Source organism: Methanosarcina spelaei, from assembly GCF_002287235.1.
In the GTDB taxonomy this organism is placed as follows: domain Archaea; phylum Halobacteriota; class Methanosarcinia; order Methanosarcinales; family Methanosarcinaceae; genus Methanosarcina; species Methanosarcina spelaei.
Genome location: NZ_LMVP01000146.1, coordinates 1 through 14716, shown reverse-complemented (window position 1 = coordinate 14716; position 14716 = coordinate 1). Strand labels below are relative to the sequence as shown.

The window sequence follows — 14716 nt, the reverse complement described above, 5'->3', positions numbered from 1 at the left end:
CTAAAATTACCATGACAAACGTTAGCAGTTACGTCGACTACCTTCCATCTGTCCTCTGGACACAGGAAAATGATTCCTCGTCTTTTTTGGGTCGTGTGCTCTGTATTTTTGAGAAAATTCTGAGCGGAGTTTCAGATGATCTTTCTATTGGCAACGGCCCCAACGAACATAATAACTTTGAAAAAACTATCGATGAACTTAACCAAATATTTGATCCATGGAAAACAAATAAGAATTTCTTGCCATGGTTGGCATCATGGGTTGCACTCACATTACCAGAGGACTTTAGCGAGTATCAGAAGAGAAAAATTATCTCAGATATAGTTCCCATATACCAAGAGCGTGGGTTAAAAAAAGGTCTGCAAGCTTATCTCGACGCTTACGCGACAGACTCAAAACCACGGATAGCTATCGATGATGGTGCTGCCGTATTTCGCGCTACATTTTTAGAGAACGGCACTGCTGTACTTCATACAGTTGCCTACAGCAATGCAATTTCACTCCAAAGCGAAACTAATACACACGAAGACAATTCAAACGAAGACAAGTTGGTGACTACTTTACTTCATCCATCCGCTATCGCAGTAGATAATGAAAACAACTATATCGTTGTCGATAAAGGCGATAGCTCTTTGTCAATGAAACAGCCAGCTTCACTGTGGAAATTGTCCAGCACAGGAGATCTTGAATGGAAGGTTGATCCAAGCTCTTCAATACCAATGCCGAAACCTATCTATGTCAGTGATTGCCTGAAGAATCCCACTGCAGTAGTCGTCGATGGTCAGGACAACTACTATGTTGTGGATATAGGAGAAATTGATCTCCCGAGTTCAGTTAAATCTGCTATCTACAGATTCAATCCGAGTATTGAAGTGGTCATTAATCAATCCAGTAATCCGACTTTTCCAGCCGTTCATCCCGTGGATATGATATTGGATAGTTCTGGAAAATTTGTTGTCTTGGACCGCGGTGTTCATCCCCAAGGAGAATACCCGCGCTCCCCTGAAGTAAATAGTGGCCAGAAGATCATCGTTGTTAACAAAGGACCGCCTATGGCTGTTAGTGAACATCCTTTGCGAGGAGTCATTGAGCCTACTGCTCTGGCGATAGATTCCGAGGGATGTTATATTGTTGCTGATGCAAAGGATCAATACGGTTCTGATCCGGCTGATCTTATAAGGGTAGGGGTCGATCCTAACGGCAACTGGTCAGAAACATCCATTTTGAAAAATGTAAAGGCTGAAAACAATCCACTAATTTTTCCTGTCTGCCTGGTCTTTGAAAACTCTCAATCTCTCCTTGTATGCGATACAGGGGTTCGATGGGGATACAAGGTTCAAGAGGATAACAGGAAAATGGCTGAGCCTGCTGCAATCTATCGAATAGAGAATATATCACAAAATTCGCCAACTATCACCAGGGTAACATATGAGCGAAAATTCGTAAATCCGACAAAAATGGTAATTGACAGAAGAGGAAATCTCATCATTACAGACAAAGGCGAATACCTTCCATCTGTTGGTAAACTCCCTTCCAGGATTTGGAGGAAAGAACCGAATGAATTTGGTGTCGTGGTTCTTTTTTCTGCGCAGCGTTACACCTCACTTGAAGATCAACTCCGAATTCGCCGGGAGATTGCGAACATTGTTAATGAACAAAAGCCAGGAAATACTTCCTGGTGGATGAATCGCAAATCGAAATGAAAGGAAGTGTTGAAAATGGCATTCGAAACAGTTAAAAGAAATATATATTATATCCCAGATCGACTCCAACTAAGTACCGGAAATCGAAAGGACGTTGAATCCCAATCGGAACTCGATTGTCTTGAACCTGATCATATTGGTAAAAACCATTACGAGGACTTTGAAGAATTCCATCTTCCTATAGATCGCATGCATAACTCTAACCTTCATGATTGGGGTATAGCTCGAGGTCTGGAGGTTACAGGTACCATAGGTGGAGGAGAGGTAATAATTAATCCTGGAGTTGCAATCGATATTGATGGTCAGCTTATTTCACTTTCAGATACAGGACATGGTGACATTGGCAAAAATCCACCTGGAGGCGACCATCACGAGGTATTAGTACCTGTTAAGCTTAGCACAGCAGAGTATTCTGCAGGAAAGAAGTTCTACGTAACAATACAATTTTCAGAGATTCTTCGATCTGATCAAGGAGCTGTCGGGATGAAGGAGCAGGTACCCTGGGTGAGGTTGCAACCAATCGATTCTTACATAAGTGAAAAAAATAATGGAAGTAAATCGATTATTCTAGCTGTTGCTGTGATAAATGATAACGGAAAATTGGCTGAATTGAAGGCTAGAGATGGCGATCTCCCTAATTGTCGACGCTTAATTGGTGAGTCCGTAGAAGAGCTTAGGATCCAACGGTCCGGTAATGATGTTGAGGGTACTGTTCAGGACATAGTCACCGGAAAAATAGGTCCAGGCGATGGAGGCGGCCTCAAGATTACCGTACCTGATTACGATGATAGCGTTTTATTTACCAGAGAGAACGGGGAAGACTTTAAAAGCTTAGGAATTAATGCCAATGTCGGTATCGGGACAACAAATCCATCAGTCAGGTTAGAAGTGAACGGGAATATCAAGGCTAATGCCAGTGAGTTAGGAACCTTGGTTGTAAAAGGCAAAGTTGGCATCGGAACGACGGACCCAGATTGTGCACTACACGTCAATGGAACAAAGATTAAACTGGGATCAGAAAAAGAAGGACAATTACTTATTGCTGGGGAAAATAATTTTCTTCTTCTTGAAGCAAATGGTTCAAATGATACAGGCACTGTCTCCGAGTTGACGATTTGCGGAAACTCGACCAGGAATATTCCAACGCTAAAACTGAGTGCAGATAATACGTTTTTTGGTGGGAGTATCACTGTACCAGGGACTATTAATTCTAATCAAAACCTACTTGTACAGGACAACGTCGGTATCGGGACAACTACTCCTTCAGCCAAGCTGAATGTAGATCCTCAAGGCAGAGGTGGGATTGTAATAGGCAATCCCAATACATCAGCTGGTGGGTACACCAGTCTAATTATGGAAATCAGCGAAAAAAAAGGCGGTTACGCATCGCTAAATTGCCTTAAAAGTTCTGGTTCTTCTGGCGGAGATATTTGTCTTAATCCTCAGGGACACAACGTCGGCATCGGGACAATAAATCCATCAGCCAGGTTAGAAGTAAACGGGAATATAAAGGCAAATGCTAGTGAGTTAGAAACCCTAGTTGTAAAAGGCAGTGTAGGCATAGGGACGACGGATCCAAAAGATACTCTTGATGTATACGGACAGATCAGGCTCTTTGGACAAAATGCATTTCAAGGGAGTGACCCTTTTCTACGGATTAACCCGGATAACAATTTCCCAAGCGGTACTCATTTTGCGTATCGTGCAAGTTTTTACAGGGGGATAACGACGGGCGACTGGTGGGATGTAGAACCGGGGAAGGGGAACCTACTTGTACAGGGCAATGTTGGCATTGGGACTACAAATCCATCAGCCAGGTTAGATATCCAAGGAGACATAAGAATTAACGACAAAGACATCTGGCTGAGAGGAGGTATAGATAACAATCATGGAATCGGATGGTATGGTTATGGCAAGCCTTTTGCAGAAAATACGAGTATTGATGGTCCTGTAGTATTCGGTTATAGCGGCGGGGCTTTAGGAACAATCAAAAATGGGCAAAATATCGCCCTTAGGTGGGATGTTGATGGCAACATCTGTGCTCGAGGTACATTTAAGAGTAAGTGCAAAGACCTTGCTGAAAACTATCCTTCTGATGTGAATCTTGAGTCTGGGGATGTTATTTGCCTGGCTCAGGATAAAGATAGTGTGGTCAAGTCCGAAAAACCAAATGATCCTCTGGTACTTGGAGTGGTGTCGACTAAGCCTGGATTTTTGTTAAGTGACGGAGGGGATGCTAAAGAAGCAAATCTATTTCCAGTTGCTTTATGTGGCCGTGTTCCCTGTAAAGTGGTGGATGAAAATGGACCGATAAAGAGGGGTGATCTATTAACTAGTTCTTCCACTCCAGGCCATGCCATGAAGGCTAGTCCTATAAAAGATGGAGAATTTTTCAGTCCTGGAACGATTATAGGAAAAGCCATCGGTACGCTTGAATCTGGAAGAGGTGTTATTGATATATTCGTGCTGTCAAGCTAAGAAGGACCTATTATGAAACAATATCCGGAAAAGCAATTGGAACAACGTTTACAAGAACTCAGAGCCGAATTCGAATCCGGCCAGAAAATGCTTGCAGATCTTGAAAATAAGCAGGCAAACCTTAGAGACACTATGCTGCGAATTAGCGGCGCTATCCAGGTGCTTGAGGAGTTGAGTACAACTGCGGATAGTATAGGGGAATCGCAAGGAGAAGCAGGCCAAACTGCAGAAAAACCCGATGGCCAAAAAATAGAGATGGAAACGGTTGTTGTGGAGTAAGAACAGCTCAGGTCGGATCAGTTCTTAAGCAAATTACATTCAACGCACGATTTAAGTATGTTTTTGGATATATATCTTTATAGCCAGATTTATGAGGTGTAAGTCTTGTTTATACAAGTATCGTGTGTGACGATCCCTTTGTTATTCGAAACTCTTTCTCTTATTTAACTCCCTGATCATTTTTAAGGGAATTTAATATTTTAAATTATTTTTTAAATTAATTCAGTCTATTGAATAGAAAGGGTTCTTAAAACCTTAATTTCTAACATCCTCGAAAATTCTCAAAATTCCTCAAAAAACTGGGAACTGATGTGAAAATACAATTGTAATGGCTAGCTAATCGGATTTGGTCGTAGTTTACAACCGGGAAAATTCCTTAAATGACTGATAACAGGAGTGGTTTAAAATATGGAATTAGGTGTGAAATCTTTATCAGACCTTCTGAAATTAGAGAATTTCATGCTGTTTTTATTTGGAATCTCTTTTTTTGGTCTGGTGATCATTTTTGTGTATGCACTTGTTCTGCCTCATAGCTGGTACGATAAGGCTTCAATACTCGGGGTATCCATCTTTATTGCCATAGCTACTTTCCTGTCAGGACTGTTTCTCGGCTTCATTTTTGGAATACCTCGTACAACTGAAACGCAAAATATAGAACCCGGAAAAACACCTGAAAAACCGACTGAAATACCGATGTATCTCGAAAACAAAAATAGATTGTATACGGAGAATTCCAATCTTGAGCGAATTTCCGATTGGCTCACCACAGGCATAGTTACAATTGCACTGGTTAGTTTGAAACAGGTACCGGAAGCGTTGCAGCAATTCTCCGGATACGTCGGACCGGCATTAAACGCTACTACTGCAGGAGGAGCTGCTTCTACTTCCGGAGGTATATATGGAACTTTTATACTCATATGTTATTCAATAGATGGCTTTCTAATCGGTTATCTGGGAACAAGGCGTCGTGCTGCTGTGGATTTTGGAAAGGGGATATTTGAAGAAGAGGAAATTATAGAGTCCATAAAAACTCTTCTAAACCCTGCAGCCTCCAAAGAAGAAAAAGAAGATGTTAAACGTGATATAAGGAGATTTTTACGGATTCCACCAGTTTCTCCAAAGCAGCAAGAGAATAATTCGGACTCCGAACCTCCTGAAAACCCGTCTACAAAGCAGAAAGATGAAACATAAATGAAGTTCGGTCTTTTTCATGAATGTTGTCAACTTTTTTAAATTCTTGTACAGTCCGCTACTTAATGGGGAGTTTGATCATGCCAGAACACCAGAATATTAAACAATCCAGAGGAACACAATCTTCTCAAAGGCAAATAATTCCTGCAAAGCAGGTTCATGCATCAAATTCTACAGCTATCATCCAGCGTGCCAGAATAGATCCTAAATCGTTAACATCTGCTGATGTCTTGCAGTTACAGCATACTATTGGAAATGGGGCAGTTGGTAGGCTGCTATCAGAGATCAGAAACTCTTCAACGGTTCAACAGGTGCCAGTTCAGCGGCAAGAAATATCTGAGGAAGAATCGCTGCAAGGAATGTTTGGAAGCAAACATAATCAAGCAACATGCCCTTCGTGTTTTGCAACTCCTATCATTCAGAGGCAAGAGCTAGAGGGAGAAAAACCTTTGCAATGCATGATGCGTAGATCAGGACAAAATCGTCCAACAGGATTAAGTTCCACACTAAAGGCCAGAAGTCCTTTTAAATCTCCACTCCCAGAGAAAAAGCAAAAACAAGAATCGCAAGAAAAAGAATCACAGGAACTACCATCGCAAGAACAAGAGTTGCAAGAACAATCACAAAAGCCACTAAGACAAATTGAGTACGGTGTGGATATAAGTCAAAATGTGGTGTCAGAAAGAAAACGTGTTAATGATTACTGTCCATGTAATAATTATGCTGTAGCTGAAGCAGGTGACTCTGTTCCAAAATCCAGTGATTTTCGTATTTTTTAATTGAAGACCTGAGTTAGCAAGAAGAGTCCAGTTATCATCAAAATCAATATTCGACATCTAAAGACTTCAATTTTTATGTTATGTCACAAGGATTATGACTAATTACAAAATCTAGTGATTTTGAACTTTAAATTCATCACTAGGTTTTGGTACTGAGTCGAAGCAGGTGGTGAAAAAATAATAAAACATAGTAGTGGCAATGAAGGATTTCATGCGGAACAACTTATATTGCAGGAGTTGGAGAATAAGGGAGGAGCAGCAAAATTAGAAGTAACCAAGTTTTATTCGGAAAGAATGTTTTGTGGACCGGAAAAGCGTAATTGTTTAGCTAGAGTCCGAGAATGCAAAAACGCACAATTAACATATTCTGTAGAAAATAATGATCAAGAACTATTTACAGCAATCTGTAGTACAATTTTTGGCCGAAGTACAAAAGATGTTGGATCATGGATGAAATTGAGAGATATGAAACCTATAGATACTACATCTTAAATTATTTGAATTCCTTATACTCGACAATACCACTTCCACGGAGAGTTTGATCGTGCCAGAACACCAGAATATTAAACAATCCAGAGGAACACGGTCTTTTTCTGAAAGACAAATAATTCCTGCAAAGCAGGTTCATGCATCAAGTCCTGCAGCTATTATCCAGCGTGCCAGAATAGATCCAAAATCATTAACATCTGCTGACGTTTTGCAGCTCCAGCGAACTATTGGAAACAGAGCTGTTGGCAGGCTGCTATCAGAGATCCGAAACTCTTCAACGGTTCAACAGGTGCCGGTTCAGCGGCAAGAAATGCCAGAGGAAGAACCTCTTCAGACGAAGAAGGAAAATAATACAGGAATGCCTGATAACCTCAAGGCTGGCGTGGAGAATTTATCAGGAATTGATATGAGCGATGTAAAGGTACATTATAATTCGGATAAACCTGCTGAGGTGGGAGCGCTGGCATATACTCAGGGAACAGAAATTCATGTAGCACCGGGGCAAGAGAGACATTTGCCTCACGAGGCGTGGCATGTGGTGCAGCAGGCACAAGGTCGTGTAAAACCTACTGTTCAGTTGAAAGGCGTAGCGGTAAACGATGACGAGGGGCTGGAGCATGAAGCGGATGTAATGGGTCCAAAAGTATCCCAGCTTTTCAAAAACATCACACATCAGGGTCATTTTATGGCTTCAAGTCAAAAAGATCATTTTCTGCTAAACCGTCCTGTTATCCAAAATAAAATTATCCAGTTTATTTCCCCACTTAATAGTTTGAAATTGAACGTTGTTGGAGAATACCATCCTGAGACTGAAGATCGTCTGAAATTAGAAAAAATTTATTGTAAGGAATTCTCTGGTTCATCCAATTATTGGTCAGAGGGTGAATTTAGGACTCGACAGTACTCGGTGGTTTCCGACTTTTTAGAAGATAAGCGACCAAGGGCAGACCCCTTTAAAGACAGATTTGAACATGTAATACTCAAAGCCAAGTTCACTAACTTTTGGCATTACGAATCAGCGGCACCGCCACAGAATTTTATTGAATATATTCAGAAAGATGTGAATGTAGCTACTGCAATTGAATTACTGACAAATGGCCCATATCGTTTTTCAAAAGATATGACAATTATGATTGACAACCTTGAACGTGACACAGATGGATTTGAGCTGTCCTTACAAGAAAAAACCAAATTCTTAACCTTAAAACAATATGCAAATGCCCTTTTCTGTAACGTTTCGGAATGTATAAAATTGCTGAATGCCAAACCTGTAAGGGTGCCTGAGACTGTGAAAGCATTGGATCTGATGTGGAAAAGCATAATCGAACTGGAAACCAATTTTGGCGATGTCAGGAGCGATGCTGAAGTCTGCGAATCACGCTCTGACGCAATGCATCGTGCAGCCCAAGATAGAAGTGACGAGAAGGGCGTATGGAAAATTGGAGATGCCCACCGGAGAGACCTTCAAAATAAAGATCGTTCATATAACCTCGTCTCGCGCGATCAATTCAACTATGACCTATTGGACTGGCACTCTGAAAGAATGCTGGGCAAAAGAGACCCGTTGACTGGGCAACATAGTGGAGTCGGCGATTTCATCGGAGAAGAACAATTGTAACAAGGCTGTTTTAGCGATCAAAAAGTTGAGGTCTGTCCTTAAAACTCGAAAAAGGAATCTCGAATCAAAGTTTAGGTGGCGCACCCCGTTGCAAGCTAACAGGTTATTCGACTGAAATAGAAGGAATTTCCAAAGTTAATTCCACGCTTTCCACATTTAATAAATCAATCAACTATAGAATGTCCTTATACTGTAAAGGAGTAATATTTCATAAATTTATTAAAAGTATTTTATATTCAACAGTTCAATCTCCACAGGGATGTTACTCATGCCCGAACACCAGCAAATCCAGCAATCCAAAAAACCGGATACAAGCTTTCAGAAGCAAGCGATACCCATAATCCAGATACCCTTATCTAATCCTTATTCTATCATTCAGCGTGCTAGAATCAATCCAAAATATCTCACCCACGCTGATGTCATGCAGTTACAGCGTACTATTGGAAACCGGGCTGTTGCACAGTTGATATCAGGTATTGTAAACTCTTCTACAGTTCATGAAGCGTTTATTCAGCGCTCAGAAATCCCTGAGGAAGAAGAACCATTACAGGGCAAGATGGTTGGAACTGTCCAGAGGCAGGAGATTCCTGAGGAAGAAGAACTACCTATGCAAGGTAAGTTTGAAGGTATCCAGCGTCAGGAAATTCCAGAGGAAGAAGAACCGTTACAAGGCAAATTTGAAGATAAGCCTGAAATTGCCTGTAACTCGTGTTTCGCAGCTCCTATAGTGCAGAGGCAGGAGATACCAGAAGATGAAGAGCCTCTTCAGGGTAAGACGATTGAGACTGTCCAACGGCAAGAAATCCCAGAGGAAGAAGAACCACTGCAAGGTAAATTTGAAAGTGTCCAGCGCCAGGAAATTCCACAAGAGAAAGAACCACTTCAGACAAAGAGAGAAAATAATACAGGAATGTCTGATAACCTCAAGGCTGGCGTGGAGAGTTTGTCAGGGATTGATATGAGTGATGTGAGGGTGCATTATAATTCAGATAAACCTGCTGAAGTAGGGGCTTTGGCATATACACAGGGGATAAATATTCACATAGCTCCGGGGCAGGAAAGGCATTTGCCTCATGAGGCGTGGCATGTGGTTCAGCAGGCGCAAGGGAGGGTACAGCTGACAATGCAGTTGAAAGAAATTGCAATGAATGATGATGTAGGGTTGGAGAAAGAAGCAGATCAAATGGGGAGACGTGCGGAAGGACAATTCCGGATGAGGTCATTTGAAACAGTCCAACGCCAATTGGGGAAATTATTAATCAATCGGACCGTTGAAAAAAATAGTAGAGTTTTACAATGTTGTCGGCGTGATTTATTGATCCAAGATCTCGATGCATTTACTAAAATTCACACTTGGAAATATAACGGTAATCTAGTAGACGTTGGTCGGAATGGATTGGGTGATTTAGTAGCAAGAGATCCCCAAGATGAGATTGCCTTTATACAATATAAGGTAAATGATAAATATTTAGAAATTAGTGGGTTTGGAAACTCTTTTCGCAGGCATTCGCCTCAGAAAGAATATCCTGGTGCCGGGACTATGTTATTGAAAGAGTTATTAGAACTTACAAGAACCCAAGTGAATTTTGTGAAAATAGTTCGTATGAGTGGCTCTTATGGCTACTATCGGAAACTAGGATTTGATGTCCCGGAAAAATTGGCAGTAGAAGACACGCGACAAAAAAACCCCGATCAAATAAAGAGGGAAGAAAACATGAAACTGTTAAAATGGCGTCGTGAAGCTTCGGCTAATGAACAACAACTAATTGAACCGGTAGTGGGAATTGGCACTATTGAAGCAAATGTCAATCGTCTTTTAGCTGGAAGAGGATGGCAAAAAATTAATTGATCTTTATTCCTCCCGGCTTTAGTGCTCGGTTTCCCCACACAAGCACTGTTTTTTATCCTTCAAACCCAATTATCTTGTGTTTGTGATTCTGTTGCAAAAAAATTATGAGAGGGATTCACTGAAATAAGTAGAAATTTTGGATTATATATTATGCCTATTATGCCAGAAATTCCTTTGAATAGAAGCATTATGAAGGAGAAATTATCTTATTAAACGTAAGATGGGATTTTAAGTATGTATTAAACTATAGAGATTTAAAGGAAATGATGGTAGAAAGGGGAATAAAAGTCGACCATACGACAATCATGAGATGGGTACATCAATATTCACCTAAAATAGAAAAGAAGATAAGAAAGCTTTGAGTTCTAATCAAAACCAAATTCCAAGAGTAAAACGGTTGAAAGAATCCAGCTTATCCTATTGCCATACATGAACTGAAAAATGAAAATAAGTTGTCTAAAAGTGTTGAAATTAGACAAGCCAAGTATTTGAATAACGTTATAGAACAAGATCATAGGTTTATAAAGCGGATAATTGATCCAATGCTAAGTTTTCAGGCTTTTCGCTCTGCAAGTAAAATTTTAAAAGGAATTGAAGTTTGAATATGGTTAAAAAAGGACAAATCAAGAATTTAAACTACTCTGGTCTTGATGAAGTCAAATATATTAATCAATTATTTGGAATAGTTCTATAATATTGATACATTTTCCTCGGATCTTTTGACTTTTGTTCATCATCTATATATTTACATGCTTGTTCTGATGTTTTTGCAATGAATCTTCTTTTTAATCAGGAACTCAGACGTACCTATTTTACCAAAATCGAGACCAATTAGCTGTTTTTCCGGAATAAAAATTCCACTCAAATTTATGTTTTCATCAAACTATCCATTTCGGGGGGTGAGTTTACAAAAAAATTATTTGCTATAAATGTTAAATTTTTTAAACTTCTAAAATTATAAAAACGGCATTCAAAGAAGCAGATTTTGAGTTTGTGAAACCAAGTGATTCATAAATTAGGGGGTAAAGTATGAGTATATTATACGTTGAACCTGGTCAAGAAAATAGCATAATCCAGGATGAAATAAATGATGCTAAACCTGGAGACACAGTTTATATTCATGCAGGTACTTACGTACTTGATGACCGACTGATAATGAAAAGTGGTATTAAATTGCAGGGAGAAAGCTGTGAAAAAACTATATTCCAAGGTGAAGAAAATACTGGTGGAGCTAGAGGAGGCAAAGAATCGAATGGCTGGATCTATTGCGATGGAATTAGCAACTTTGAAATTTGCGGCTTGAAATTCATAAGTACTGCTACTGGTGTTGGTGATGGCGGACATGGGGAAACTAGAAACTGTATCCTGCTTAAAAAATGTAGTGATGTACAGATACATAACCTGAATTTTCAGAGATACCTCTATAATGACGGTATAACATGTAAGGGAGGAAACAACGTCATAATATCTAATTGTCTTAGTTCCTCTGTCGGGCATGACTTTGTTGAATTCCTTGGAGGGACAACGAACTCAAAAGTTTCTAACTGTAAAATTGACGTTCAGACTAATACGGGTATAAGGCTTGACAATGCATCTAACTGCCTTATTGAGTATTGTACTATCTATGATGACACTCATTCTGGCTGGTGTGCAATTGAGATTGAAGACATTCAGACCAATAACATGATTGACCACTGCATCATAAGGAACATGCATGGGTCTACCGGAAACGCCGCTATACAGTATGTGCATGCTTCCGGTTCACTGAAAGTTCAGAACTGTGTTATGTGGGATTGTCCTGGCGGATGGACAAAGGACGGATCTTCAAAAATAGTTACAAAGATGGTTAATAACAAACTTGGAGCTACTCCACAGGATGAATCTTATTGGGTAAAGCAGGGTTACGGATATGGTGCTAAAGTTGAGGAGTAAGGTAAAGAAAAACTTACTGTTGATTTTGAATCCAGTATTATAAATGGCATCATAACTGGTAAAGCTACTCTCTCGGTCAACTTCAAAAGTGTTACAACTGGCAGTCCGACAGAGTATTTTCAGGTCTTTGAGCCAGAGACATCCGGTGACTAGTGCAGTAAACATGTTTTTACTGCTGTACACACGTTCAAGAAGCCAGGTGTCTACACTTAAGCCTTACACTTAAGCCTTACACTTAAGCCTTACAATTGAGAATGAGAATGGCAGTGTAACTAAAACTAAGAAATACTGCATTGTTGTCAATTGATGTGACCGACAGGTGATCAGGTAGAAATATAACAAGGCTATTAAATATGCAAGTGAGAATAAATTTAACAGTTTTTACTTTAAGGCAGGCATATTTACAATATAAGTAGTCCTAATATTCTTTTACTCAGCATTTCACCTGTTGCTGACAAGGAAGTTTCTTTAGTGTGGGTATAATATTCACAGTTATTTTACGAAAATGATTGATATTCAAGAGTAGATTAATCGTCTACTTCATTTAATCGTCCACCTCACTTAATCGTCCACCTCATTTAATCGTCCACCTCATTTAATCGTCCACCCCATTATATCTTCCAAGTTGATATCCGTTAAACCTACAAGGGCTTGAGGTTTGTAGACGGTAGTCACCGGAACCCACGAAAAGAGGATCTACGGACAAACATCTGGAATGCGCTACATCGTAAAAATCGGATATATTGCCGTATATATCGTTTTCTAGACATGTAAAGATATATCTTGAGCCAAGCAGATTTGCTATAGCTGCTCCTGAGCCAGTTCCGGGATATAGAGCTTTCTTTGTCCCGACGACAATATTCCGTTTGATTGTTGCTGTTGCTGGATATGTAGATGATATGTCGTAATCCGCTGCAACAAAACCGAAACCATAACATCCTGCAACAGTATTGTATTCAATGTCAACCGGAAATCCATCATAAACAATAGCTCCCACGTTGGGAAGTTTGTTCGCTGCAGGCATAGCACCACAACTCACAAATAAATTGTTGTGAATCGAGACAGTCTCGTTATTCGGTACGTTGCCTACCACCTGGATTCCTGGACCCCATGTATCATGGATATAATTGTTGTATATTTCAATCCCAGATGACACCCAATTAGTGGCAGTCGATTGAATCTGCATACCAGGAGAATATGCCATTCCTGTACCACCATTCAAAACACAGTCATGAATTTTGATATTTTTCGCTGACCTTGTCCTGACTCCAGCATTGACGGCCAGGTCGGCCTTGAGGTTGTACACCTCGCCACCAAGAACTGCATTGTAACAAATGATGTCGTGTCCCCCACGTTTTCCCGTAATATCGTGTACCGATATATTAGTGCCGCCTTCGACTCTTATTCCATCTCCCAGATTGTCCTCAAAAGACAGGTTGTAAAACTCACAGTTAAGGGAGTTTGAACATGACACTTTGTGCAGGTCACCCAATGTGAAAAAGTTATGGTATCCATGTCCCCAGGGTTTGGGATATAGGGCTTCAACTTCTTTCTGATAATCCCTGTTTCCCTCAAAAATAATGTCATGGAAAATGAGATTTTCCGCAGCTGTAGAACATTTAGGAGCTATTAACGGCACCTGCTCTCCGAAGATCTCAACTGGTGCATTTTCCATCAATGTAAATTTGCAACCATTCCCGTCCCAGGTAGTGTTATTATTAACGCGTAGGAGTGAATTGATTACGATATTATGATCTTTCAAAAAAGTGTATTCAACTGATGTATTTCCTGTTGAATCAATCAACTTTTGTAACTCTTTTGAGGTATCTATAGAATCCGGTACTTTTATTGTTTTGATTATATCTACCTCCTTAAACCTCCGTCAATTATTACTGACTCTGTAAAAAAACCATTAACTCAACTGTAAGAGGCTGAAATTAAATATGCAAAAACATAATGTCATTCAGCTTAGATTAGGTGGAAAAATACACGTTAGAATTTTCTACAGAGCTGAAGAAGCAATAAAAATCAGAATTTCAATCCAAAATTATAATTTTAAACATTCAGTTCAAAAAAGATAGTTTAGACTATCGAGGAAGTTTTCATCGCCCGATTGCTCACTTCCTGATATTTCTCAGATCCTAAATTCTCAGATCCTAAATTCTCAGATCCTAAATTATCTTATTAGGCCAGATATATGTGTTGAAATTATATATGTGTTAAAGAATAAAAGTTGCGTAACAGAGTTAAGGGAGCTTTTCGTAATCATTCAAGGACTTCTGTATGGGAATGGCCGTACTCGTTATCTTCTCCGACTTCGATAACGCTTATTTTGGGACTTACAAATCAAAGTTGCGCTGGCGCACCCCGCTGCAAGCAACGGGGTATGTCCGCGCCA

General features: G+C 40.0%; 9 protein-coding genes and 2 pseudogenes. 10 read left to right on the top strand and 1 reads right to left on the bottom strand.

What is annotated here, in order from left to right; translation table 11 throughout:
- Window positions 1-11 precede the first annotated feature (11 nt).
- The 10 genes and pseudogenes from ASJ81_RS08950 (at window position 12) to ASJ81_RS08905 (ending at window position 12318) form a co-directional block, all read left to right on the top strand.
- Window positions 12-1703, top strand: a complete 1692-nt coding sequence (locus ASJ81_RS08950; protein WP_095644168.1) for a phage tail protein — start codon at window positions 12-14, stop codon at window positions 1701-1703.
- Window positions 1704-1718: 15 nt separating this feature from the next.
- The gene (locus ASJ81_RS08945) at window positions 1719-4181 is read left to right on the top strand and encodes a hypothetical protein (protein WP_095644167.1); all 2463 of its coding nucleotides are present in this window, start codon (window positions 1719-1721) and stop codon (window positions 4179-4181) included.
- Between the two features lie 12 nt (window positions 4182-4193).
- Complete coding sequence (locus tag ASJ81_RS08940; RefSeq protein WP_095644166.1) at window positions 4194-4460, top strand: hypothetical protein; 267 nt, start codon at window positions 4194-4196, stop codon at window positions 4458-4460.
- 408 nt (window positions 4461-4868) lie between these two features.
- Window positions 4869-5651 carry a hypothetical protein gene (locus ASJ81_RS08935; protein ID WP_095644165.1) on the top strand — a complete coding sequence of 261 codons (783 nt, stop codon included), beginning with the start codon at window positions 4869-4871 and terminating at the stop codon, window positions 5649-5651.
- An 80-nt stretch (window positions 5652-5731) separates the two neighbouring features.
- Window positions 5732-6430: a hypothetical protein gene (locus ASJ81_RS08930; RefSeq protein ID WP_095644164.1), complete on the top strand. Its 699-nt coding sequence runs from the start codon at window positions 5732-5734 to the stop codon at window positions 6428-6430.
- Window positions 6431-6604: 174 nt separating this feature from the next.
- Window positions 6605-6922: pseudogene (locus ASJ81_RS24575) on the top strand (nucleic acid/nucleotide deaminase domain-containing protein); the annotation flags it as partial.
- Between the two features lie 52 nt (window positions 6923-6974).
- Window positions 6975-8537: an eCIS core domain-containing protein gene (locus ASJ81_RS08920; RefSeq protein WP_212556056.1), complete on the top strand. Its 1563-nt coding sequence runs from the start codon at window positions 6975-6977 to the stop codon at window positions 8535-8537.
- A 268-nt stretch (window positions 8538-8805) separates the two neighbouring features.
- Entirely contained in the window at window positions 8806-10386 is a 1581-nt protein-coding gene (locus ASJ81_RS08915) for an eCIS core domain-containing protein (RefSeq protein WP_212556055.1), read from the top strand.
- Between the two features lie 200 nt (window positions 10387-10586).
- A pseudogene (locus ASJ81_RS08910) lies at window positions 10587-11080 on the top strand (DDE-type integrase/transposase/recombinase).
- Between the two features lie 335 nt (window positions 11081-11415).
- Window positions 11416-12318, top strand: a complete 903-nt coding sequence (locus ASJ81_RS08905) for a right-handed parallel beta-helix repeat-containing protein (protein WP_095644162.1) — start codon at window positions 11416-11418, stop codon at window positions 12316-12318.
- A 595-nt stretch (window positions 12319-12913) separates the two neighbouring features.
- Here the strand turns inward: ASJ81_RS08905 and ASJ81_RS08900 are convergent.
- Complete coding sequence (locus tag ASJ81_RS08900; RefSeq protein WP_141241637.1) at window positions 12914-14122, bottom strand: right-handed parallel beta-helix repeat-containing protein; 1209 nt, start codon at window positions 14120-14122, stop codon at window positions 12914-12916.
- Window positions 14123-14716: the final 594 nt, after the last annotated feature.